Source organism: Arthrobacter sp. Cza30 (assembly GCF_059090765.1).
Genome location: NZ_JBNHGA010000013.1, coordinates 81,867 through 106,046, shown reverse-complemented (window position 1 = coordinate 106,046; position 24,180 = coordinate 81,867). Strand labels below are relative to the sequence as shown.

Annotated in this window: 20 protein-coding genes; 8 read left to right on the top strand and 12 right to left on the bottom strand. The window is 66.6% G+C overall.

From position 1 onward, the window contains the following. Positions 1-38: 38 nt before the first annotated feature. The 9 genes from AC5RVZ_RS30820 to glyA all read right to left on the bottom strand — a co-directional run bounded on the left by AC5RVZ_RS30820 (position 39) and on the right by glyA (position 11,420). Complete coding sequence (locus AC5RVZ_RS30820; RefSeq protein WP_494069408.1) at positions 39-1,706, bottom strand: MDR family MFS transporter; 1,668 nt, start codon at positions 1,704-1,706, stop codon at positions 39-41. Next, entirely contained in the window at positions 1,703-2,383 is a 681-nt protein-coding gene (locus AC5RVZ_RS30815) for a TetR family transcriptional regulator (RefSeq protein WP_494069407.1), read from the bottom strand. Before AC5RVZ_RS30815 ends, AC5RVZ_RS30820 begins: the two co-directional genes overlap by 4 nt. Before the next feature lie 204 nt (positions 2,384-2,587). After that, positions 2,588-3,451 carry a formyltetrahydrofolate deformylase gene (purU, locus tag AC5RVZ_RS30810; RefSeq protein WP_494069406.1) on the bottom strand — a complete coding sequence of 288 codons (864 nt, stop codon included), beginning with the start codon at positions 3,449-3,451 and terminating at the stop codon, positions 2,588-2,590. Between the two features lie 124 nt (positions 3,452-3,575). After that, positions 3,576-5,015 (bottom strand): L-serine ammonia-lyase, encoded by a 1,440-nt coding sequence (locus AC5RVZ_RS30805; RefSeq protein ID WP_494069405.1) that lies wholly within the window; start codon positions 5,013-5,015, stop codon positions 3,576-3,578. Beyond that, positions 5,015-5,644, bottom strand: a complete 630-nt coding sequence (locus AC5RVZ_RS30800; protein ID WP_494069404.1) for a sarcosine oxidase subunit gamma — start codon at positions 5,642-5,644, stop codon at positions 5,015-5,017. The genes AC5RVZ_RS30805 and AC5RVZ_RS30800 overlap by 1 nt, the downstream gene beginning before the upstream one ends. Further along, on the bottom strand, positions 5,637-8,570 hold the full coding sequence (locus AC5RVZ_RS30795; protein WP_494069403.1) for a sarcosine oxidase subunit alpha family protein: 2,934 nt from the start codon (positions 8,568-8,570) through the stop codon (positions 5,637-5,639). Before AC5RVZ_RS30795 ends, AC5RVZ_RS30800 begins: the two co-directional genes overlap by 8 nt. Further along, a complete protein-coding gene (locus tag AC5RVZ_RS30790; protein WP_494069402.1) occupies positions 8,567-8,893 on the bottom strand; it encodes a sarcosine oxidase subunit delta in 327 nt (108 codons plus the stop codon). Before AC5RVZ_RS30790 ends, AC5RVZ_RS30795 begins: the two co-directional genes overlap by 4 nt. 14 nt (positions 8,894-8,907) lie before the next feature. Beyond that, on the bottom strand, positions 8,908-10,125 hold the full coding sequence (locus AC5RVZ_RS30785; protein WP_494069401.1) for a sarcosine oxidase subunit beta family protein: 1,218 nt from the start codon (positions 10,123-10,125) through the stop codon (positions 8,908-8,910). Then, entirely contained in the window at positions 10,125-11,420 is a 1,296-nt protein-coding gene (gene glyA, locus AC5RVZ_RS30780) for a serine hydroxymethyltransferase (protein ID WP_494069400.1), read from the bottom strand. The genes AC5RVZ_RS30785 and glyA overlap by 1 nt, the downstream gene beginning before the upstream one ends. A 169-nt stretch (positions 11,421-11,589) precedes the next feature. Between glyA and AC5RVZ_RS30775 the strand changes: the two genes are divergently transcribed. After that, positions 11,590-12,258 (top strand): GntR family transcriptional regulator, encoded by a 669-nt coding sequence (locus AC5RVZ_RS30775; protein ID WP_494069399.1) that lies wholly within the window; start codon positions 11,590-11,592, stop codon positions 12,256-12,258. A gap of 20 nt (positions 12,259-12,278) precedes the next feature. On the opposite strand, the gene AC5RVZ_RS30770 is transcribed toward AC5RVZ_RS30775, so the two are convergent. Then, positions 12,279-13,781 (bottom strand): PucR family transcriptional regulator, encoded by a 1,503-nt coding sequence (locus tag AC5RVZ_RS30770; protein ID WP_494069398.1) that lies wholly within the window; start codon positions 13,779-13,781, stop codon positions 12,279-12,281. 164 nt (positions 13,782-13,945) lie between these two features. On the opposite strand from AC5RVZ_RS30770, the gene AC5RVZ_RS30765 reads away from it, so the two are divergent. The 5 genes from AC5RVZ_RS30765 to AC5RVZ_RS30745 all read left to right on the top strand — a co-directional run bounded on the left by AC5RVZ_RS30765 (position 13,946) and on the right by AC5RVZ_RS30745 (position 19,215). Beyond that, on the top strand, positions 13,946-15,550 hold the full coding sequence (locus AC5RVZ_RS30765) for a purine-cytosine permease family protein (protein WP_494069397.1): 1,605 nt from the start codon (positions 13,946-13,948) through the stop codon (positions 15,548-15,550). Between the two features lie 86 nt (positions 15,551-15,636). Then, positions 15,637-16,896 (top strand): M24 family metallopeptidase, encoded by a 1,260-nt coding sequence (locus AC5RVZ_RS30760; protein ID WP_494069396.1) that lies wholly within the window; start codon positions 15,637-15,639, stop codon positions 16,894-16,896. Between the two features lie 110 nt (positions 16,897-17,006). Beyond that, entirely contained in the window at positions 17,007-17,831 is an 825-nt protein-coding gene (locus tag AC5RVZ_RS30755; protein ID WP_494069395.1) for a creatininase, read from the top strand. Positions 17,832-17,916: 85 nt separating this feature from the next. Then, a complete protein-coding gene (locus tag AC5RVZ_RS30750; protein ID WP_494069394.1) occupies positions 17,917-18,339 on the top strand; it encodes a cupin domain-containing protein in 423 nt (140 codons plus the stop codon). A gap of 66 nt (positions 18,340-18,405) precedes the next feature. Beyond that, on the top strand, positions 18,406-19,215 hold the full coding sequence (locus tag AC5RVZ_RS30745; protein ID WP_494069393.1) for an IclR family transcriptional regulator: 810 nt from the start codon (positions 18,406-18,408) through the stop codon (positions 19,213-19,215). 24 nt (positions 19,216-19,239) lie between these two features. Here AC5RVZ_RS30745 and AC5RVZ_RS30740 read toward each other — a convergent pair whose 3' ends face one another. Together AC5RVZ_RS30740 and AC5RVZ_RS30735 are read right to left on the bottom strand one after the other, a co-directional pair. Continuing rightward, positions 19,240-20,388, bottom strand: coding sequence for an aromatic ring-hydroxylating oxygenase subunit alpha (locus AC5RVZ_RS30740; RefSeq protein WP_494069392.1), 1,149 nt, complete (start codon positions 20,386-20,388; stop codon positions 19,240-19,242). A 48-nt stretch (positions 20,389-20,436) separates the two neighbouring features. Continuing rightward, positions 20,437-21,642, bottom strand: coding sequence for an NAD(P)/FAD-dependent oxidoreductase (locus AC5RVZ_RS30735; RefSeq protein ID WP_494069391.1), 1,206 nt, complete (start codon positions 21,640-21,642; stop codon positions 20,437-20,439). Positions 21,643-21,887: 245 nt separating this feature from the next. On the opposite strand from AC5RVZ_RS30735, the gene AC5RVZ_RS30730 reads away from it, so the two are divergent. Beyond that, positions 21,888-22,238 carry a bifunctional 3-phenylpropionate/cinnamic acid dioxygenase ferredoxin subunit gene (locus AC5RVZ_RS30730; protein WP_494001748.1) on the top strand — a complete coding sequence of 117 codons (351 nt, stop codon included), beginning with the start codon at positions 21,888-21,890 and terminating at the stop codon, positions 22,236-22,238. A 31-nt stretch (positions 22,239-22,269) separates the two neighbouring features. Continuing rightward, a complete protein-coding gene (locus AC5RVZ_RS30725; RefSeq protein ID WP_494069390.1) occupies positions 22,270-24,180 on the top strand; it encodes a BCCT family transporter in 1,911 nt (636 codons plus the stop codon).

Below are 24,180 nucleotides of genomic sequence, written 5' to 3'. Positions count from 1 at the left end.
AACGGTCGACCCGATGCTGGCCGCGGCCTTCCCGAGCGCTACCTGTTGCTGGGTTCGGTCTGGCGCAGGTCCGTGTTCGCCGTCGGGTTGCCCTCGGCCGCGGAGGTGATCGCGAGATTCCCCTCCGAGGCCGCCTCGGCCAGGACGTCCGGCTCCAGCGAGGTGGCCAACGGCTTTTCCACTACGAACATGCACAGCACCGTGGCGGCAACGGCCAGCGGCACCATGAACAGGAACAGCGGCATCAGGGCTTCGTTGTAGGACTCGACGATGACGTCGTGCACCGGAGCGGGGAGGCCGGCGACCATGTCCGGCGTCAGCGAGTTGCCGCCTCCGGTGGCCGCGACGGCGGCGGCCGGCAGGCGGTCGTTGAGGAGGTCGACCAGGCGGTGGGCGAACAGGCTTCCCACCACGGCCGAGCCGAGGGTGGCGCCGATCTGGCGGAAGAAGTTGTTGGCCGCCGTCGCCGTGCCCACCTGCCGCAGCGGGAAGGAGTTCTGCACGATCAGCACCAGGATCTGCATGTTCAGGCCCAGGCCAAGGCCCAGCAGGCCCAGGTGAACGCAGAGCACCCAGACGGGCGTGTCCGCGCGCACAAAGTACATCAGCAGCAGGGCTACCGCCATGACCGCCGAACCGGCCACCGGCATCCATTTGTAACGGCCGGTCCTGGAGACCAGGATTCCGGAGATCATTGACGACGCGAGCAGCGCGGCCATCATGGGAATCATCAGCATCCCGGCGGCTGTGGCCGATACTCCGGTAGCCATCTGGAAGTAGGTGGGCATGTAGCCGAGGGCGCCGAACATGGCCACCGAGATCAACAGGCCCGCAATGGTGGTCATGATGAAGTTGCGGTCGCGGAACATGGACATGGGGATGATGGGTTCGGCGGTCTTTCGCTCCACCAGCACGAACCCGACGGCGGCCAGCACGGTACCCGCTATGAGGGCGATGAGCACCGGATCGGACCAGGCGAAGGTGCTGCCGCCCCAGCTGCTCACCAGGACCAGGCCGGTGGTCGCGGCCGCCATCAGCAGCATGCCCCAGAGATCGAGCTTCGGCCGCACCTTGACCGGCCGGGACTTCAGGAAGAACAGCGCGCCAATCAAGGCCAAGACGCCCACCGGAATGTTGAACCAGAAGACCCAGCGCCAGCCCGGTCCCTCGGTAAACCAGCCGCCCAGCAGCGGTCCGACCACGGAGGAGAACGCAAAGACTCCGCCCATGGCGCCCATGTACTTGCCGCGTTCCCGGGCGGGAACCACATCGGCAATGATGGCCTGCGACAGGATCATCAGTCCGCCGCCGCCCAGCCCCTGCACTACACGGGAAGCAATGAGCCAGCCCATGTCCGGCGCCAGCGCGCCGATGACCGAGCCGATCAAGAACATGATGATCGCGGCGACCAGCAGGTATTTGCGGCCGATCTGGTCGCCCAGCTTGCCGTAGATGGGCATCATGACCGTGGCGGCCAGGATATAGGCGGTGATCACCCAGAGCATCAGGTTGGCGCCGTTGAGTTCGCCCACGATGGTGGGCAGTGCGGTCGCCAGGATGGTCTGGTTCAGGGCGGCCAGCAACATGGCCATCATCAGCGCAACGAACACCAGCAGCAGGTTGCCATGGCTGTGGCCATGCTGCCCCGGCCGGGACGTCGCGGACGCCGGTGGGCGCTGTAGCGCCGGTCGGCTTTCGTTCTTCATTCGGATTCCTTCAGAACTGCACGCAGCAAGGCCAGGCTGTGCTCAAGGGCCTCGGTCTGCGATTCCAGGGTGGGTTGGGACATGGTTTTTTGCATGGCAAAGCGGAGTGCTGCGCCTGCCGTCATGACCAGCATGCGGGCGGCGTCTTCGGCGGTGTACTGCCCGCCGACAGGATGTGCGGCCAGGATTCGTTCAGCGTCCGCGAGCCGGTCGGAGCCGGCGAGCAGTTCGGAGACCGCTGCGGTGACCAACTGCTCCACCTTGACGACGTACTGGACGCGGCGGTGCAGCAGGTGCGGGTACTTGCGCAGGATCCGGTGGCGGGTGGCGTCGTCTCCGCCTTGGATGGAACGGGTGACCGCCAGCATTAACTTGCCGACTTCATCCAGCAGATTGGCATGGACGTCGAATTTGGCCAGCATGGCATCGTCAAGCACCGGTTCGCGCAGGCCCAGCACCGCGTCTTCCTTGCACGTGAAGTAGTTGAAGAAGGTGCGCGGGGAAACCCCGGCGGAGAGCGCAACCGCATCCACCGTGACGGCCTCGATTCCCTCTTCCAGAGCCGCTTCCGCCGCGGCATCATGCAGGGCTGCCCAGCACTCGGCGCGCTTGCGCTCACGCAGGGAATTTAGTTGACTCACCGAACCAGTATGCCCGCGCCGCCGCTCTTTGCACAAGTGCAAACATTCATTCCTGCAAGAATTTGAGCAACGTCACACCGGAAGTCAGGACCAGAGGGAGGGCCTGGCATCGATCGACGAGCAGCGCCGAGGCAAGACCGAGCAGGAAAGGTCGGTGCATCCGCGTCCGTGTGGCGACGGCGCCGGCACGAGGGCCCGTTGGCCACACAGCGAGTGGGAAGCCGTCCCGCCCGCTCCCTCCTAGCGCAGCACGACGGTGCGGTTTCCGTGCAGGATGACCCGGCCCTCGCAGTGCCACTTGACCGCGTTGGTCAGGGCCTTGCACTCGGTGTCGCGGCCGGCGGCGACCAGGTCCTCCGGCCCGAAGGTGTGGTCGACTTCCACCGTCTGCTGGGCGATGATCGGGCCTTCGTCGAGTTCGGCGTTGACGTAGTGCGCGGTGGCCCCCACGGTTTTCACTCCCTTTTCGTAGGCCTGGTGATAGGGCTTGGCCCCCTTGAAGCTGGGCAGGAAGGAGTGATGGATGTTGATGGTGCGGCCGCTCAGCTCGCGGCTCAGGTGGTCGCTGAGGACCTGCATGTAGCGGGCCAGCACTACCAGCTCCACCTTGTGGGCATCGATCAGTTGCAGCAGCTCGGCCTCGGCGGCCGGTTTCGTCTCCGGCGTGACCGGCACGTGGTAATACGGGACCTCATGCCATTCGACCAACCCCTTGTGGTCCAGATGGTTGGACACGACGGCGACGATCTCCACCGGCAGCTCCCCCATCCGGGAGCGGAAGAGCAGGTCGTTCAGGCAGTGCCCGAACTTGGACACCATCACCAGCACCCGCCGCCTGCGGCCCTTGGGTTCCAGCTGCCACGCCATCCCGTACTGCTCCGCCAACGACGCAAACGCCTCGCGCAGCCGCTCCGTGGAGTTGGTTCCGCCGTTCTCCCCGGCGAAGTCGGTGCGCATGAAAAAATGCCCGTCCCGCCTGTCGTCGAACTGCTTGAGCTCCTGGATGCTCTGGCGGTGCTCGACCAGGAAACCCGAGACCGCGTGGACGATCCCGAGCCGCTCCGGGCAGTCGAGGGTCAGGATGTGCTCATGGTGAATCGGCATGTTGCTACCCCGTTTTCAGTCTGGCTTGGTGTGGCGGTTTGATGGGCCTGCCGCACGCCGGCGGTTCAGCCCGGGCGGCGGATCAGCCCTGGCGGTTCGGCGCCGGCTGTTCAGAGCAGGCTGTTCAGCATTCGACGACGTTGACGGCCAGTCCGCCGCGCGACGTCTCCTTGTACTTGGACATCATGTCCGCGCCGGTATCCCGCATCGTTTTGATGGCCATATCCAGGGACACCCGGTGGTCGCCGTCGCCGGCCAGCGCCAGCCGGGCGGCGTTGATCGCCTTGACGCTGGCAATGGCGTTGCGTTCGATGCAAGGAATCTGCACCAGGCCGCCCACCGGATCACAGGTCAGCCCCAAATTGTGCTCGATTCCGACCTCGGCGGCGTTTTCCACCTGCTCCGGAGTCCCGCCGAGCACCGCGCACAGTGCACCGGCCGCCATCGAACAAGCTGATCCGACCTCGCCCTGGCAGCCGACCTCGGCCCCGGAGATCGAGGCGTTGGTCTTGAACAGGATGCCGATGGCCGCCGCGGTGAGCAGGAAATCCACCACCGCATCATCGTCCGCGCCGGGCACGAACCTCATGTAGTAGTGCAGCACGGCGGGCAGGATTCCGGCCGCGCCGTTGGTGGGCGCCGTGACAATCCGCCCGCCGGAGGCGTTTTCCTCGTTAACCGCCAACGCGTACAGGTTCACCCACTCCATCGCCCACAGCGGGTCGGCGTTTGGCGTGCCTTCCGCTGCCAGCGCCGCCTCGGCGGCGCGCAGCCTGCGCCGCAGCCCCGGGGCACGACGGCGGACCAGCAGTGCACCGGGCAGGGTCTCCTCGGTGCGGGTACAGCCGTTTTCCACGCACTCTTGCATCACGGCCCAGATCCGCAGGAGGGCCGCCCGCAGTTCGGCTTCGCTGCGCCAGGTGAGCTCGTTGGCCAGCATCACGCCGGCTATCGACGTTCCGGCCTCGCGGCAGCGGGCGAGCAGTTCCGCGGCACTGGAGAACGGGTACGGGAGCCGTTCCCCGTGGGTGCCCCCGCGACCGGCTCCATCGGCGTCGCGCGCCGCGGAGTCTTCCGCCGCATGTTCTGCCTCTTCGGCAGTGACCACGAACCCGCCGCCCACCGAGTAATAGGAGGATGCGCGCAGCGGTGAGCCACCGGCGTCGTACGCGGTGAAGGTCATCCCGTTGGGGTGCGCCGGCAGCGAACGGCGGCGGTGCAGCACCACGTCGGCCGCCCGGTCGAACCCCACCGAATGCGTGCCCGCCAGGCGCAGCTTCCGCCCGGCCACCGCCTCCTCCACCTGCGCGTCCGCGGCATCCGGATCAACGGTTTCCGGGTCCTCGCCCTGCAGGCCCAGGATCACGGCCTTGTCCGATCCGTGGCCGGCCCCGGTGGCACCGAGCGAGCCGAACAGCTCCGACTTCACCCGGGCCACCGCCTCCAGCAGCCCGTCGCCGGCCAGCGACTCGGCGAACTGCCGGGCGGCCCGCATGGGCCCCACCGTGTGCGACGACGACGGCCCGATGCCGATCGAGAACAGGTCCAGCGCGCTCAGTGCCATCAGTCCACCTCGGGCGAGGCGAACTCCGTCATGGCGTCCAGCAGCCAGCGGGCGGTGTAGTCCGCGAACGAGGCCCGCGGCATGATCCGGTAGACCTGGCCGCCGTTCTGCTCCGCGGTCTGCCACAGCAGCACCGGCACCGGGCCCAGGTGCGTGGTGATCGCCGTGCCGGGACGGAACACCCGCGGGTGCAGGTCCGCGTGGCAGCCCTTCTCCAGCACCAGCCGGGCCGAGGGCCCGGAGAGTTCCAGCGTGGTGCGGTTCGCGGACAGGTCGACGACGGCGCCCGGCTCACCGCCGAGCGCGGCGGCCAGTTCCGCCGTGGCGTCCGTGCCTTCGGGCCCCACCAGCAGGAACTCGTCCGGCCCCAGCCACAGGATGGCGGTCGTGTCCGTGCTACCGGAAACCTGGCCGTGGCCGGCTGGCAACGGCAGCCCGGCGGCGGCCTCCAGCGCCTTGGCGCCGGCCGATCCCGGCTCGGCCCGCAGGCCGACCATGTTCAGGAACGGGATTTCCCGCAGGCTGACGCCGCGTTCGCCGGCCACGGCGCCCTGGCTGATGGCCTCGGTCAAATGCGCCAGCGGGCTGCGGCGCAGTGCTGCGATGTTGGTCAAGACCTGTTCAGCCATCACGACGGCTCCCTTCGGGGTCGTAGAGTACGGATTCTGCGATGACGACGTCCACCAGCTGCCCGTTGACGGGTGCCTGCAGCGTCTCGCCGATGCGGTTGCGGCCGTTCTTGATCAGGGCCAGGCCGAAGCTGCGGCTTAGCGCGGCGCTGTGGTAGCTGGAGGTCACGTGCCCCTCCATCGGCACCGGTGCCTCGGCCGGCGCGATCCGGGTGCCCTGGTTGACCAGCTGGGCGCCCTCCGGCAGCCGGAACGACTTGTCCACCGGCAGGACCCCGACCAGCTGCTTGCGGTCCTCGCGCAGGTTGTCCGCGCGGGTGTAGGAACGCTTGCCCACGAAGTCCTTGGCCTTGGAGACCACCCAGTCCATCCCGGCGTCCTGCGGGGTGACCGTGCCGTCCGTGTCCTGGCCGACGATGATGAAGCCCTTCTCGGCGCGCAGCACGTGCATGGTCTCGGTGCCGTACGGGGTGATGTTGAACTCCGCGCCGGCCTCGGCCACGTCTTCCCAAACCTTCAGGCCGAACCAGGAGGACACATTGATCTCGAATGCCAGCTCGCCGGAGAACGAGATCCGGCAGACGCGGGCCGGGATACCGGAGGCCAGCGTGGTCTCCCGAAACGCCATGAACGGGAAGGCGTCGTTGTCCAGGTCCAGCTCGGGCGCCAGCTTGGCGATGACCTCGCGGGACTTCGGGCCCACGACGGCGACGGTGGTGTACTGCTCCGTGACCGAGTTGCACACGACGTCCAGCTCCGGCCATTCGGTCTGCAGCCACTCCTCCAGCCAGTCCAGCACCTTGGCGGCACCGCCGGTGGTGGTCGTCATGAAGTAGCGGTCCTCGTCCAGGCGCAGGGTCACGCCGTCGTCGAAAATCATGCCGTCCGGGGTGCACATCAGCCCGTAGCGGCCCAGGCCCGGCTTCAGTTTCTTGAACGCGTTGGTGTACATCCGGTTCAGGAATTCGCCGGCGTCCTTGCCGCGGATCTCGATCTTGCCCAGCGTGGTGGCGTCCATGAAGCCGACCGATTCGCGGACGGCGGCGCATTCGCGCAGCACCGCGGCGTCCATGTCCTCCCCCGGCTGCGGGAAGTACCAGGGCCGCTTCCACTGTCCGACGTCCTCGAACAGCGCACCGTGGGCGACGTGCCACGGATGGATCGAGGTCAGCCGCGCCGGGTCGAACAGCTCCCCTCGCTGCCGGCCGGCCAGTGCGGCGAACGCCACCGGAGTGTAGGGGGCGCGGTAGGCGGTGGTGCCGATGCTGCCGACGTCGGGATTGTTCAGCGCCGCCGCGATGACGCCGATGGCGTTGACCCCGGAGGTCTTGCCCTGGTCGTTGGCGGTGCTGATCGACGTGTAGCGCTTCACATGCTCCACGCTGCGCATTCCGGCGCCGGTCGAACGCAGCACGTCGGCGACCGTCTGGTCGCGCTGGAAGTCCACGAAGTGGTTCTTCCAGCCAGCGGCCTCGCCGTCGAGGGCGGGAACCAGCCACAGCGGCCGGATCGGGGAGACCGTTTCCGCCGCGGCAACGGGAACCTGCGGGTCCGCGCTGAAGCCGGCGCGGGTGGCCGCGGCGGCACCGGCGGCGGCGCCCTCCCGCAGGCTGCCGGCCAGATCCAGGGTGCCGTTGCCGGCGCCGGCGGTCTGCTGGTCCTTGACCGCGTGGCCGGGCACGAAGGCCGCCAGGTCGTCGTTCCAGGCCAGCCGGCGCTCGCGCTGGCTGTGCAGGTGCACCACCGGGCTCCAGCCGCCGGAGACGGCCAGCAGGTCCGCCTCGATTGTTTCCGGTTCCCCGGTCAGCTGCCCCTCGGCATCCAAACCGCTGACGACGACGGCGCTGATCCGCCCGCCGTCGTTCCGGCCTTCGGTGTCCACCACAGCGCTGCCGGTGATCAGGCGGGCGCCCGCCGCGCGGACCGTCTCGGCCGCGTCGCCGCCGACCCCGGGACGTGCGTCCACCACGGCCGCGACGGTGATGCCCGCCGCGCTCAGGTCGGCGACCAGCTTGTACGCCGAGTCGTTGTTGGTGGCGACGACCACTTGGTTGCCGGCGGCCACCGCGTACCGGTTGAGGTAGCTGCGGACGGCGGAGGCCAGCATGATGCCGGGGCGGTCATTGTTCGCGAAGACGATGGGACGTTCGTGCGCGCCGGTGGCGAGCACCACCTGCCTGGCGCGGACGTGCCAGATGCGTTCGCGGGAGACTCCTGCCCCCAGCTCGCCGGCAAGGTGGTCGGTGCGGCGCTGGACGGCCACCACGTAGTTGCTGTCGTAGCTGCCGAAAGCCGTGGTGCGGGCCAGGTAGGTGAGCTCTTCGGCCGCGGACAACTCGGCGACGGTCCGGTCCACCCACTCCTGCGCGGGCAGGCCGTCGATGGTCTCGCCGCGGCCCGACAGCAGCGAGCCGCCGGCCTCGGGCTGCTCGTCCATCAGGATCACGCGCGCACCGCTCCGGGCTGCCTCGCGTGCCGCGGCGAGGCCGGCCGGTCCGGCGCCGACCACCAGCACGTCGGTGTGCACGTACTTGCGGTCGTAGACGGCCTCGTCCGTCCGGGGGTCCAGCTGGCCCAGGCCGCTCAGCAACCTGGCGTCCATCCCGTCCGTCAGCTCCAAGGCCGTCGCCGGCAGCATGGATTCGTCGACGTGCCCGGCGTAGCGGGCGCTGACCTTGACCAGTGCGTTGGGCTCTTCCACGCCGGCCGACATGATGCCGCGCGGGCGGCCGAGGTAGAGCGAGTCGCCCACGGTGACCTTGCCGGCCGCGAGCAGCGCGGAGGCCAGCGTGTCCCCGGCGTAGCCGGTGTAGGTGTCGCCGTCGAGCGTGAACTTCAGCGCCTTGTTCCGGTCGATCCGAACAGCGGCGCCGGCTGGGGCGGCAAGCCGCCGGGGCTGGTTGGCGATGTTGCCGGTGGCGGTCATTTCGCTCCTCCTTCGGCCGGCTGGGCCTTGGCACCCGCGAGGCTGCCGAGTTCGATCGGTGGTGTCTCGCCGGGCTTGTACACGGCCTTGAATTCGTAGCTGACGGTGTCTCGCACCGCGTTGAACCAGCGCCGGCAGCCGGTGCTGTGCACCCAGCGTTCGGCGAAGAGGCCCTTGGGGTTGGCGCGGTAGAAGAGGAACTTCGCCCATTCCGCGTCGCTCAGCTGGTTCGGGTCCGCCGGGTAGGCCACGTGGGCCTGGCCGCCGTAGTGGTATTCGGTCTCGTCGCGCGGCCCGCACCAGGGGCATTCGATCAGAAGCATCGCGGTCGTCCTTCCTAGTGGGCCACGGCGGCGGCGCCGTGTTCGTCGATGAGGTGTCCGGTCTCGAACCGGTCCAGGGCAAAGGGGGCGTTCAGCGGGTGCGGTTCGTCCATGGCGATGGTGTGGGCGAAGGTGTAGCCGGCGCCGGGCGTTCCCTTGAAGCCGCCGGTTCCCCAGCCGCAGTTCACGTAGAGCTGGTCGATCGGCGTCTTGGACACGATCGGTGAGGCGTCCATCGTGGTGTCGACGATGCCGCCCCAGGTCCGCAGCACGTGGGCGCGGGCGAAGATCGGGAAGAGCTCGACGGCGGCCGCCATCTGTTCCTCGATGACGTGGAAGGCGCCGCGCTGGCCGTAGCCGTTGTAGGTGTCGATGCCCGCGCCCATCACCAGTTCGCCCTTGTGTGCCTGGGAGACGTAGACGTGGACGTGGTTGGACATGACCACCGTGGGGTGGACCGGCTCGTGCAGTTCGGAGACGAGCGCCTGCAGCGGGTGTGACTGGATGGGCAGCTCGAAGCCGGCCAGTTCGGCCAGCACCGAGCTGTGTCCCGCGCCGGCCAGGCCGACCTTGCCGGCGTTGATCCGGCCGCGGCTGGTTTCGACGCCGACCACCCGGTCGCCGTCCTTGAGGAAGCCGGTGACCTCGCAGTTCTGGATGACGTCCACGCCCATCTCGTCGCACTTGCGGGCGAAGGCCCAGGCCACGTGGTCGTGCTTGGCGATGCCGGCGCGGGGCTGGTAGGTCGCCCCCATGACCGGGTAGCGGATGTTGTCCCCGGTGTTGATGATGGGGCACAGCTCCTTGACCTGGTCCGGGGTGATCCACTCGGCGTCCACGCCGTTGAGCTGGTTGGCGTTCACCCGGCGAATGCTCTCGCGCACATCTTGCAGGGTGTGCGCCAGGTTCATCACGCCGCGCTGGGAGAAGAGGAAATCGTACTCGAGCTCCTCCGGCAGTTGCTCCCAGAGTTTGAGCGAGTGCTCGTAGATTCCCGCGCTCTCGTCCCACAGGTAGTTGGAGCGGATGATCGTGGTGTTGCGGGCCATGTTGCCGCCGGCCAGCCAGCCGCGCTCCAGCACCGCGATGTTGGTCATGCCGTGGTTCTTGGCCAGGTAGTAGGCGGTGGCCAGGCCGTGGCCGCCGCCGCCGACGATCACGGCGTCGTACGAGGATTTCGGCTCCGGATTCCGCCACAGGAAGTCCGGGTGCTCGGGCAGCAGATCGGCCATTATTCGGCTCCGTTCGGCTCGGCGTTCAGGTTCGGGTACAGCGGGAATTTCTCCGCCAGCAGGGACACACGGCCGCGGAGCTCGGTGAGCAGCTCCGCGTCTGGTTCCCGGGTCAGGGCGGCGGCAATGATGTCCGCCACCTCGGTGAATTCGGCGGCGCCGAAGCCGCGGGTTGCCAGCGCGGGGGTGCCGATCCGCAGGCCGGAGGAAACCATCGGCGGGCGCGGATCGAACGGCACGGCGTTGCGGTTGACCGTGATGCCGATGGAGTGCAGCCGGTCCTCGGCCTGCTGGCCGTCCAAATCCGAGTTGCGCAGGTCCACCAGGACCAGATGCACGTCGGTGCCGCCGCTGACCAGGCTGATGCCGGCGGCCGCAACGTCGTCGGCCAGCAGCCGCTGGGCCAGCAGCCGCGCGCCCTCGAGGGTCCGTTGCTGGCGGTCCGCGAACTCGTCGGAGGCGGCAAACTTGAAGGCCACCGCCTTGGCGGCCACCACGTGCTCCAAGGGGCCGCCCTGCTGACCGGGGAACACCGCGGAATTGATCTTCTTGGCCAGCTCCTGCCTGGACAGGATCACCCCGCCGCGCGGACCGCCCAACGTCTTGTGGGTGGTGGTGGTGACGACGTCGGCGTACGGTACCGGGTTCGGGTGCAGCCCGGCGGCTACCAGGCCGGCGAAGTGCGCCATGTCCACCATCAGGTAGGCGCCGACCTTGTCCGCGATGCGGCGGAATTCGGCGAAGTCCAGCTGGCGGGTGTAGGCCGACCAGCCGGCCACGATCAGCTTGGGTTCGTGCTCGACGGCGAGGCGTTCCAGCTCTGCCATATCGATCCGGTGGTCGGACTCGGAGACCCCGTAGGACACGACGTTGTAGAGCTTGCCGGAGAAGTTGATCTTCATGCCGTGGGTCAGATGCCCGCCGTGGGCCAGGTTCAGGCCCAGGATGGTGTCGCCCGGGGTCAGCAGCGCGAACATGGCCGCTGCGTTGGCCTGGGCACCCGAGTGCGGCTGGACGTTGGCGGCTTCGGCGCCGAACAGTGCCCTCACCCGGTCGATGGCCAACTGCTCGATCACGTCCACGTGCTCGCAGCCGCCATAGTAGCGCCGGCCCGGGTAGCCCTCGGCGTACTTGTTGGTCAGCACCGAGCCCTGGGCCTCCATCACCGCGGTGGGGGCGAAGTTTTCCGACGCGATCATCTCCAGCGTGGACTGCTGGCGTTCCAGCTCCCGCGCAATGGCACCGGCCACCTCGGGATCGGCCGCAGCCAAACTGGTTGTCAGGGTGTTCACCATCCGACTTCTCCTTCGAAGAACCTGATCAATCAACCAACTAATGTTTGACTGATATATCAGAACTGATTGCAATAGTATGGTGGAGATCACACCCCGTCAAGAGGTCCTTCCGGCATCGAATTCCCGGCCGGCAGGACCCCGATCAGATCAGCGGACCATTAGGAGCATCATGAGCATCACCGCGGAAACCGATGCCGGGACCGAGCCGCTGTCGCTGGCCGAGCAGGCCTACCGGGCGCTGCGGGACAAGCTGATCATGTTGGATATCCGCCCCGGCGCACCCATCAATGACGGGCAGCTGGCGGCGGAACTCGGCTTTGGCCGCACCCCGGTGCGCGAGGCCCTGAAAAAACTGGAGATCGACCACCTGGTGGTCTCCTATCCGCGCCGCGGGACCTTCGCGACCATCGTGGACATCACCGAGCTGGCCGCCGTGTCGGAACTGCGCCGCGTGCTGGAACCCCTGGCGGCCCGCAAGGCCGCGGAGTCGGCCGGGGAGGCCATGCGCGCGGAACTGTCGCAGCTGGCGCGGGACATCGGGAAGCTCGACGACGACCGGCCCGACAAACACGACCTGATGCGTTATGACCTCAGCGTGCACCGGGCCATCTATCGCGCCGCGGGCAACCCCTACCTCGAGGACACCCTGATCAGGCTGGACAACCTGGCCACCCGCATCTGGTGCCTCGTGCTGGATAAGGTGCCGTCCGTCGCCGGCCACATCACCGAGCACGTGGAACTGCTGGACTCGATTGTCGACGGCGACGCCGACCACGCTGCCCGCCTCGCCCTCGAGCACATCACCGGCTTCGAAAAGGCCATCCGCGCGGTGCTGTAGCCGCTCGTAGGCCAGGCACGCTATTCGCCGCCCGGAGACGGGTTCTTTGCGAGGTGGACCGCAAGGTTGAGCCCCGGCATCTTGGCACTGCCACGGGGATCGCCGCCAATCAGATCAAAAATCTTGCGCAGCCGCTTATGCAGCGTTTGGCGTTCGACAAAGAGGATCCGCGCCGTCTCGGCGGAATTGCATCCACTAATGAGCCAGGCTTCGAGGGTGTCCAGCAGCCGCGTCCCCCGCTTGCGGTCATAGTCCAGCAGTTCGCCGAGCAGTTCCTGGGTGATTCGTCCGATGACCGGCCCGGAGAGCTCGCGGGCCGCCAGCCGCTCGAGGACAAAATCCTCACAGTCACGGATGTTGCTTTCCAGGTCGTCCGGGGGCCCCACCGACTGGGTCAGCCTGGCCTCGACCAAGGATGAGTGGGCATGCAACGGCGTGGCCACTGTTGGCCCGATGGCCCCCGCCACCGCCAAACCGCGGAAGTCCGCGCGCAACCCCTCCAGGATCTCCCGTCGCTCCTGGCGCGTGCCGCTGATACTCAGCTGGACCAAGGCGCACAGGCTCTCGCCGTCCAGATACGTCCGGGCGTCGGGACACCGGTTTTTGAGAATCTTTTCCGCCACTCCGCGCACGCTGCTCAGCCCGATCCGGCGAAACACCATGACAAAGGCCGGTTGTCCGGTCGATAAGCCCGCGGCGGCGCACAGCTCGTGGATCTGGGAGGTGCCTGCGCCGCTAACGACGGCCCGCATCAGGGCGGTGTGGGCGATTTGCTGCGCCGTCGGTCGGTGCTGCTGCGAAACGGCGAGCGCCAAAATGCCGCCGATCCGCTCTCCCACCGTCTTTAACAATTCCGGGGTTACGTCCCGCCGGCTTTGAAGCCGCAGCCGGGCGGACACCAGGCTCCCAACGAAGATGTCCGATTCCACATTCACCGAGGTGGAATCGGGAGGGAAGCCGCCGGCGAACTCCAAAACGGTCCCGCTGGGGTCCAGCAGTGCCGCCTCGATCCGCAGCGCCTGCGAGACAATCTCGATCAGTGGGCTCAGGGCCGGACCGGAAGAAGCCAGATGTTCCGCCAAGCGCTGCGAGATGGAATCGGCGGTTTGCAGGGCCGTGACATGTTCAGAAACGACTTTCCGATTGACTTCCTCCGCAATCTCCACGAACGGGACCACGCGCCGCAGCTCGATCAGCGGCAGCCCAACCTCTTCGGCTGCCTCGACAAGCTCGGCGGAGAGGGAGCGGCCGGAGCCCGCGGTCTGGATCGCCAAGGCCGTCACATGCCGGGCCGCCAGGCTGCGGATGTACTCGTGTTGGGCGGCGGGCCGGAGGTTCAACAAGGCGTCCCCGCCGCTGAGCAGCAGCTCCTGGCCGCGCAGCAGCGGAGCTATCTCCAGCACTTCGCTCGAATGCACCCACCTGACCTTGCCGTCGGGGATCTGGCTTTTGCCGGCCCGGACCAACGGGCTGGCGCGCTGCATCAGTTCAAGCTCCAACACATCCGACAACATCACGACCATGGATTAGTCCCATCTGGAAAACGCCGAAAACGATGCCCTGGCGACGAAGTGTCACCCGTAAGGCACCTAACTTGTTACGGATCGACTATACGCTGTGAGCTGCGTCACCTCTAGTCTGGGTGGAGTCCTGCTCCGCCTCGCGTTGCAATCGTCAGGAGACCGCTATGAGCCAGAGATCCGCCACGAAATCCGAACAGGCCACCCAACACGTAGAAGACATCCTCCAGCCGGTTCCCGAATCGGCCCGCACCACCAAGCTTTCCGGCCAGTTCTGGATTTGGGCAGGAGCCAACGTCGCCCCGATCAACTGGATCCTAGGCGCCCTGGGCATTCACCTCGGATTGGGCCTTGCCGATACCCTCACCGTGCTCATCGCCGGCAATGTCATCGGCATGCTTGGCTTCGGCTTCTTCGTAATCCTCGGGCAGCGCACGGGAGCCACCGGCATGTTGCTGGCCCGCGGAGCGTTCGGCCGCAGGGGCGCCTACCTGCCCGCAGCCATCCAGGCAGTGATCGCCATCGGCTGGTCCGCCGTCAACACGTGGGTCATTCTGGACCTGATCATGGCGCTGTTCGGAATGATCGGCTGGGTCGATCCCACGGCCACCAACTTGGGTTGGCGCATTGGCACCGCCGCCGTCATCATGTCGATCCAGGTGGCCATTTGCTACCGCGGTTACCGCGCCATTTCCCGCTTCGAGCGGATCACCATGCCGCCCACCGTCCTGGTCCTCATTGCCATGTCGATCGTGGCCTGGACGCAGCTGGATATCGACTGGAGCTACCAGGGACCCGTGGGCGAGGTTCTCACCGGCATGCCGCGGATCGCTGCCATGTCCTCGATCATGACCGCCATCGGCATTGGCTGGGGCATCGGCTGGTTCACCTACGCTCCCGACTACTCCCGCTTCGTGAGCAAGAAGATCCGGCCCGCAAAGCTCTACGTGGTCAGCGTCCTCGGACAGTTCCTCCCGGTAGTCTGGCTCGGCGTCCTGGGCGCCAGCCTGGCGACAAAGAACGGCACGGCCGATCCCGGCCAGCTGATCGTGGAAAGCTACGGAGCATTCGCCATTCCCGTGATCCTGCTGGTCATTCACGGACCCATCGCCACGAACATCATCAACATGTACACGTTCGGCGTCGCCACGCAGGCCCTGGACATCCAAATCTCCCGCAAAAAGCTGTCCATCGTCGTCGGCGGCCTGGCAATGGCGGCGGTCATCGGTTTCATGTTCGCGACGGACTTTGCCCACATGCTGCACAACTGGATCATCGCGATAGCAGCGTGGGTCGCCACCTGGGGCGGGATCATGGCCGTTCATTACTTCGTCTTTGAGCGCCACCATAAGAACTTCAGCTACCTCTTCCGCTCGCCGTCCGACACCCAGCTCAAAGCCTTCAACCCGGCAGCTTTCATCGCCTTCTTCGCCGGCATCCTCATGACCTGGATGTGCATGTACGGCTCCGTTCCGGCCCTCCAGGGGCCCATCGCAAGCGCCGTCGGAGGCATCGACTTCTCGTGGCTGGGCGGGACCATCACATCGGCCACCGTGTACTTCCTGCTCGGATACTCCCGGTTCCGTTCGCGGATTGCCGCGGGCATTCCCCTCGGCCTGAAGCAGGACAGCTCCGACGAGGAATTCCTGAAGGACCACGGCAACTGCGAAACAGCGTTAGTCGAAGCCGACAATTCCGCAGGCTCCGGCGCCCCGCTGGCCCCGGAGGCCCCTGGTGCCCCGGAGAACCGCACCCCCGCACCCACCGCCTAGCCTGCGGACGAACGCACCAACATGCGTAGCCTCACCAACCTCAAAGCCACCTGTCCCGCACACAGAAACACCACGAAGGAGAACCAATGACCATCGCCCCCGCCTCCCCCTCCGCCAACAGCGTTGCCGAACTCGAGCGCCTGAAGGTCCTGCACAACGGAGAAAAGCAGCAACTGACCTTCTCCGATGCGGAGTTCGAACGCCGCCTGACCGGCCTGCGCGCCATCATGGCCGCCAAGGAGCTCGACGCGGTCATCCTGACCAGCTACCACGGCATCAAGTACTACTCGGACTTCCTGTACACGACGTTTGGCCGCAACTACGCTCTGGTAGTCACCGCAGACGACTCGGTCACGGTCACCGCCAACATCGACGCCGGCATGCCGTGGCGCACCAGCTACGGCGAGAACATCGTCTACACGGATTGGAAGCGCGACAACTTCTACTTCGGCCTGCAGGAAGCCCTGCGCCAGCGCGGCGTCAGCGCACGTCGCCTCGGTGTCGAGGACGATGCCCTGCCGTTGATGACCCGCCAGCGCATCCAGGCCGCCTTCGACGGCGCCGAACTGCTCGACGTCTCCCAAGACGCGATGCGCCAGCGGATGATCAAGTCGGCCGAGGAAATCGAGGTCATCAAGCACGGCGCCCGCATCGGAGACCTCGGCGGCGAGGCCATCAAGGCCGCCATCAGGGAAGGCATCAGCGAGTACGAGGTGGCGCTGATCGGCACCGAGGCCATGGTCCACGAAATCGCCCGCACCTTTCCCCACCGGGAGGTCCGCGACACCTGGGTCTGGTTCCAGTCCGGCATCAACACCGACGGTGCACACAACTGGGCCACTACGCGCAAGCTGCAGCGCGGAGACATCTTGTCCCTGAACTGCTTCCCGATGACCTCCGGCTACTACACGGCACTGGAACGGACCCTGTTCCTGGGCGAGCCGGACGAACGCTCGCTCGAACTGTGGAACATCAACGTGGAGGTCCACCGCCGCGGGCTGGAACTGATCAAGCCCGGCGCAGTCTGCAAGGACATCGCCGCCGAGCTGAACGAAATCTACATCGGCCACGGGCTGCTGGCGAACCGCACCTTTGGGTACGGCCACTCCTTCGGCGTCCTCTCGCACTACTACGGACGCGAGGCCGGCCTGGAACTGCGCGAGGACATCGACACCGTCCTGGAACCGGGCATGGTCGTTTCCATGGAGCCGATGATCACCGTCGCCGACGGCGAACCGGGTGCCGGCGGCTACCGCGAACACGACATCCTCGTCATCGGCGAAGACAGCGTCGAAAACATCACCAAGTTCGGTTTCGGCCCGGAGAACAACATCATCCAGGCCTGACCCAAGCGTGCTGCCGTGGCGGGCCTTCCGGGCCCGCCACGGCAGCACCACCTTCAATCCATCATTCAGCCCGTCGTGAATGAGCCGCACAACGATCATTTGGAGCAAGAATGCCTGCCAGCGTGTACATGGAAGAACTCGACGCCTTTACCTATCGGGAACGCATCGCCGAAGACAACGCCGTCGTGCTGATCCCGGTCGGCTCCATTGAGCAGCACGGGCCGCATATGCCGCTCAACGTCGATGTTCTCCTGTCTACGGCATTGGCCGGTGCTACGGCGTCATCCATCGGTGGTGTTGTCGCCGCTCCCGTCGTCTACGGTTACAAGTCCCAGCAACGCTCCGGGGGCGGCAACCACCTCCCCGGCACCACGAGCCTCGACGCCGCGACGGTCATTTCCATCGCCAAGACGCTGACCTTGGAATTCGCCCGGCACGGCGCGCGAAACATTGCCTTCATTAATGGACATTTCGAGAACTACCAGTTCCTGTACGAAGGCGTCGACCTGGCGCTCCGCGAACTGCGCCAAGGCGGCGTCCAGGACGTCAAGGTGGTGCTGCTCTCCTACTGGGACTTTGTGGATGACAACACCATCACCGAGCTGTACCCGGACGGCTTCACCGGCTGGGACCTGGAGCACGGCGGCGTGCTGGAAACCTCGCTCATGCTTCACCTCTACCCGGAGCGCGTCCGCATGGACAAGGTCGTAGACGCTCCCCCGGCCGTCCTGCCGAACTACGATGTCCTGCCCGTCAACCCCGACCTGACACCGGCCTCCGGCTGCCTTTCCTCCGCAGCCGACGCGACCGCTGCCAAGGGCAGAATCCTCCTCGAGCGGGCATCGGCAGGCATGGCTGCGGCCCTGTCCCGCGAGTTTCCCCCTACCGCCCCGCAGGTCAACGCGACCAGCCCCGAATCCGTCCCGGCACTATAAGACACGCCCACCGTGCGCGTCTGCACGCCGACCCTTCGCGTCTGTTCAAACGCCCCGGCAGGTCCCGTCGCTGAAGGGAGACAGCATGCTGGAACGACGCGGCGACTTCGCCTTTGACTACAACCTCCACGAAGGCACCGCCCCGGTGAAAATGCAGTGGCTGTTCCACGAGCAGTCACGCCTGCCCGTAGCCGTGCAGACCTGGGAGTTGCCGCCGGGCGGAACGGAAGGGATGCACTCCCATCCCGCCGGCGGCCGCGCGGTCGAAGAACTCTACGTGGTGACGGAGGGAACCGCCCGGATGACCGTGGACGGCCGGGTCCACCAACTCCACGCCGGTGACGCCGTGCTCGCCCCGGTGGGTTCCGAGCACGATCTGGCAAACACCGGCAGCGGACCGCTGCGCGTGCTCGTGGTCTGGGGAGAACCCGGCGCAGCCGACTACTCGTCCTTCGGCTCACATCGTGCCGCCCGGGCCGCCCGCTCCCCCGGGGCCACGTCGGACTGACAGCGCTCCGCGTCCTGCCCCCTGGCCGCGGCGCCACGTCCCGGCCGGCAATGAGATTATGGTCCTATGGCCGATCTTGAAGAGCTCGACGACGAGGCGTCGCCGGAGAACCTGAACCGCGGTGTGCAGTCTGTGGACCGCGCCATCACCGTGCTCGAGATCCTGGCCCGCCGTGGCGCCGCCGGTGTCAGCGACATCGCCGAGGAAATGGGCGTGCACAAGTCCACCGCCTCGCGGCTGCTGGCATCCCTGGACCAGCGCGGCATGGTGCAGCAGAACAGCGAGCGCGGCAAATACCAGCTCGGCTTCAGCATCCTGCGGCTCGCGAACTCGATCCCCGGGAACCTGAGCCTGGTGCGCGAGGCCCGCCCGGTGCTGGAGCGACTGGCGGAACAGTACAAGGAAACCGTGAACCTGGCGGTCCTGCGTTCCAACTATGCCGTCAACGTGGACCAGGCCCGGGGTACCTCCACTCTGGCGACGTCCGACTGGATCGGCAGCCTGACGCCCCTGCACGCCACGTCCAGCGGTAAGGTCCTGCTGGCGGGGCTCACATCCGAAGACCGGCTCAAGATCGTGAAGCAAACCCGGTTGCCGGCGCAGACCGCGAAGACCATCACCTCCCGGCAGAAATTGGAAAAGGAGCTGCTCCAGGTCTCCGCCCAGGGCTACGCCGTCGTCGAGGAAGAATTCGAGATCGGCCTGAATTCCATTGCTGTTCCGGTATGGGACCACCTGGGAACCGTCATCGGGTCCGTCAGCATTTCCGGCCCGGCCTTCCGGTTCAAGCCCGAGCAGATTGACGGGCTGGTCGAGGACATCAAGCAGGCCGGGCAGGACATCAGCGCTCGGATGGGCCACTCCCGGGATATCTGACGCACCCGCCGTCGCAGCCCGCTCTCACCCGACGGCGGCAGCGGCGGCTGGCTCTCCGGCCAGGCGGGCCGTGACCCACTCGTGGAACGCGCTGATGTGGTGTTCGCTGGGAACCAGCACGCCGCCGTTGGCGTAAATCTTGGAGCCCATCGCCGGCTGGCAGCGTTCGCACGCGTCGAAGTCCTGCTGGTTCACCCGGTGAAAGAGCTCCACGGAGGCCGTGAGGTCCTTTCCGGCTTCCACCACGCTGGGCATGTACAGCCAGTCGCACTCCACCACGGTCCGGTCCGCGGCCAGCGGAAACATCCGGTGGATGATCACGTGGTCCGGCACCAGGTTCACGAAGACCGTGGGTTTAATCGTGACCGCGTAATAGCGCCGGTCCTGGTCGTCGGCGATGCCCGGAATCCGTTCCAGGCCTTCCGACCCGTCCACCGTGAAGCCCTTGACGTCCTCGCCGAATTCGGCGCCGTGGCCCACAAAATACTGGGCGGCCAGTCCATCGGCGAACTCCGGCAGCACTTCCGTCAGCTCCGGATGGATGGTCGCGCAGTGATAGCACTCCATGAAGTTCTCAATAATGAGCTTCCAGTTGGCCTTCACGTCGTACCTGATCCGCCGGCCCAGGCTGAGGTTGGCGATGTCGTAGCCGTCGATCGCGCCGGCGTCGCCCAGTCGCTCCTCGATGGCCCCCACCACATCGTCGTCGAACGACGGCGGTTCCTCCGCGAGGCACAACCACACGTAGCCCAGGTATTCGCGCACCGGGACGTCCACCAGCCCGTACTTTTGCCGGTCGATGTCCGGCATCTTGGTGAGGTTGGGCGCCGCGATGAGCTTGCCATCGAAGTCGTACGTCCAGGCGTGGTAGGGGCATTGGAACGAGCGTCCCGCTTCCCCGCTCTCTTCCATGCAGAGTTTGACGCCGCGGTGCCGGCAGATGTTGTAGTACGCACGGACGGTGCCCTTGCGGTTGCGGGTCACGATGACCGATTCGCGGCCGACCTGCACGGTCCGGTAGGCACCGGCCTTGTCCAAGTCGGCGGACCTGACCGCACAGAACCACATCTGCTCGAAAATGCGTTCCTGCTCGGCCCGGAAGACGTCGTCGTCAACATAGGTATGGCCGGGCAGGGTGGCGATCAGGCTATCCGAGACGATCTCAGCGGTCATGGGTACTCCTTGTGTACAGAACTCGCGGCGGGAGAATGGGGGCGTTGCTCAGGATGCGGTGGCGAATTCGCCCGAAGGGACGTCCAGGTGCCGTTCGGCTTCCCGGTTGAGGAATTTGCGCCACCTGGTGAACTGGCGGACCTGGTTGACCCCCAGCACGGCAACGGGGTCGGCCCCGGCGTAGTAGACGGCGAGGAAGCTGTTGTCTTCGAGGCAGCCGTGCTCTATCTCAACCCGATCGTGGCCGTGCACGTGGCCGGCAAACTGAATGCGCGCGCCGTATTGGTCGGACCAGAAATAGGGCGGGTTGACCGGCGGCAGGGCCGCGGTGTCCTGCAACAGCGCTGCCACTGCGACGGCTGGTTGCTCCAAGGCCCCGGTCCAGTGCTCAACCCGCTGGTGCGCCCCGGCGCGCGGATTCCACCAGGCCGCGCAGTCGCCCACGGCCACCACGGAGGAGAGACTGGTGCGGCCGACCGAGTCGCAGAGCACGCCGTTGCCCAGCTCGATGCCGGAGCCGAGCAGCCAGTCGGTGTTCGGCTGCCCGCCGATGCCCACCAAGACGATGTCGGCGGGGAGTTCCCGCCCGTCGTCGAGCACCACGTGGCTGACGTTTTCGCCGCTGGTCTGGAAGGACCGGACAGCCGTGCCGCACAGCATCTCCACCCCGCCGGCCGAGTGCAGCCCGGCGACGGCCGCACCCATCTCGGCGCCCAGGGCACCGGACAGAGGGGCAGCCGACCGCTCCACCACGGTGACGTCCAGGCCCGCGTCGCGCGCGGTGGAAGCGGTCTCGGCGCCGATGAAGCCTGCCCCGATCACCACCATCTTCCGGCCGGGAAGCAGTTGGCCGCGCAGCGCACGGGCATCGTCCAACGTGCGGAGGGTGAAAACGTTCGCGCAGCCATGGACTTCGGGCAGCACCCGGGCGGAGGACCCGGTGGCCACGACCACTCCGTCCGCGGCGAGGCTCCGTCCGTCGCTCAGCGATACGGTCATCGACTCCGGGTCGAGGCCTACGGCCTTCACACCCAAAATCCATTCCGCGGCCAACTCGTCGTCCCCGGCGACCAGTGCCAGGTCCGCTTCCGAGATCCGGCCCGCCAGGAAGTCCTTGGACAGCGGCGGACGGTCGTAGGGCGGATGCGCTTCCTCGCCAACGACGATCAGGCGGCCGGCAAAACCTTGGTTCCGTGCCGCCCGGGCCGCAGAAAGCCCGGACAGCGAAGCTCCGATGACAACAAGGGTCTGCATGGATAGGGCCTTTCACAGCAGGAGGGTCCACGTTTTCCGAACAAGCAGCGCGTGACGCAACTCGATGCGCTATGTGAAACAGCGTGAAGACGAATTCCGCGTGTGTCAAGGGGTAGGACCCGCAAAAAAGAATTCTTCCCAAACCCTTGACAATGAAATGTGACCGGGCACACTGTTGCCTATCGTGAACATCGTTGTTCATGACGGAACTTGGCACGCTGTGTCGTTGCGAAAGAAGGCACCCCATGCATCAGGCCTGCCCCTTAAGCCAGCTAACCCCCGGCGACGCCATCCGGCTGGACACCTCGCCTCCCATCGCGGTCTTCCACACGGAAGAGGGCGAGCTCTTTGCCATTGACGACACCTGCACCCACCAAGACGCCTCCCTTGCGGACGGCTGGGTCGAAGGCTGCGAAGTCGAGTGCCCGCTGCACGCGTCGAAGTTCAATCTGCGCACCGGCGTCGTTGACGCGCCGCCGGCAAAACTCCCGGTCCGCGTCCACGGTGTCTCCGTCGTGGACGGCATCATCATGGTCCAGGAATCAGAAGAGGCCCCGAATCTCCCGCCCGGCCTGCAGGTCGACGGGTTCGTGTAGCCGGGCCTTCGTCATCCAACAAAGGAACCAGATGTCAGTGAACAACGATCTTGCAGTTGATGATGGCCCACCCGACCACGAGGTGCAGCAGGTGCTGACCCGGGAGCCCTCCGACGAACCGGTCAATGCGCCGCCGGGTCGAGCGGACACCGAGGAGGACGCCCGGATCCTGGCCGAGCTTCGTGAGAGCGAGAACGAGCAGGCGCTGGCGGGCCGGCAGCAGACGAGCGGAGGCTTGGACAAGACAGTCTTCGCCGTGGCCGGCGCCCTCGCCGTCGCTTTCGTAGCCTGGGGTTTCCTGGCCACCGAGCATCTCGGCACCACCTCGGTCACCGTACTGAACTGGGTGATGGAGAATACCGGTTGGCTCTTTATTCTGCTGGCCTCGCTCTTCGTGGTTTTCGTGCTGTGGCTGGCGATCGGCCGGTTCGGCAACATCCCACTGTCCAAGGACGGCGAAAAGCCGGAGTTCCGCACCATCTCCTGGATCTCCATGATGTTCGCCGCCGGCATGGGAATTGGCCTGATGTTCTACGGCGTGGCAGAGCCGATGTACCACTACATCGCCCCGCCGCCCGGAACCGTCGACGGGCAGACGCCGGAGGCAATCCAGACGGCGATGGCCACCTCGCTGTTCCACTGGACGCTGCATCCGTGGGCGATGTACGCCGTCGTCGGCATCGCCATGGCCTACGGCACCTACCGGCTGGGCCGCAAGCAGTTGATCTCGGCAATCTTCACCTCCCTGTTCGGCAGCAAGACGGTGGAGGGACCGGCCGGGAAGTTCATCAACATCCTGGCCATCTTCGCCACCCTCTTCGGCACGGCCGCGTCGCTCGGCCTTGGCGCCCTGCAAATCGGCAGCGGCCTGGCGTTCAACGGGTGGGTGGGCGAGCTGGCCACCGGCGTGCTCGTGGTCATCATCGCCGTGCTCACGGCCTGCTTCATCGCCTCGGCCGTCTCCGGAATCCGCCGCGGCATTCAGTGGCTGGCCAACATCAACATGGTGCTGGCCGTTCTTCTGGCGCTGATCGTGTTCCTTGCCGGGCCCACGCTGTTCATCCTGAACCTGGTGCCGGCCGCCGTCGGGGATTATGCCCGCGACCTGGCCGAGATGGCCTCCCGCACCGAAGCGGTGGGCGACGAGGCGCTGCGCAACTGGATGTCCGGCTGGACGGTATTCTACTGGGCCTGGTGGGTGTCCTGGACACCGTTCGTCGGCATGTTCATTGCCCGGATCAGCCGCGGCCGCACCATTCGCCAGTTCGTCACCGGCGTGCTGCTGGTGCCAAGCATTGTGAGCGTCGCCTGGTTCGCGATCTTCGGCGGCGCCAGCTTCGGCGTGCAGGCCGCGGCAGACGCCACACCGGATACCGGCGACGGGCTGGTGGACATGGTCGACGGCGAACCGACCATCTCCTTCGACGGCGCCCTCTTCGATCTGCTGCAAAACCTGCCGTTGCCGAACATCTTGGCCGGCGCGGTGGCGATCCTGGCGATGGTGCTGGTGGGGATCTTCTTCGTCACGGGCGCCGATTCGGCCTCGCTGGTGATGGCTTCCCTCAGTTCCAACGGGGCCGAAGAGCCCTCCCGCGGCGTCGTGATCTTCTGGGGTGCGCTGACCGGCGGAGTCGCCGCGGTGATGTTGCTCGCCGGCGGAGACCAGCCGGCCGAAGCCCTGAACGGACTCAAGAACATCACCATCGTGGTCGCGTTGCCGTTCGTCCTTGTGATGCTGCTGATGTGCATTGCGCTGGCCAAGGACCTGCGCCGTGATCCGCTGGCTCTGCGCCGCCGGCTGGCCGACTCCGTGGTGGAACGCGCCATCCGATCCGGGGTGGGCCAGCACGGCGGCAGCAGGTTCGACCTGGTCACCAAACACGAATGCGACGACACCTGTCCCGAAGGGAAGTGCCCGGCAGCTGCTCCACCGCCCGCCTAG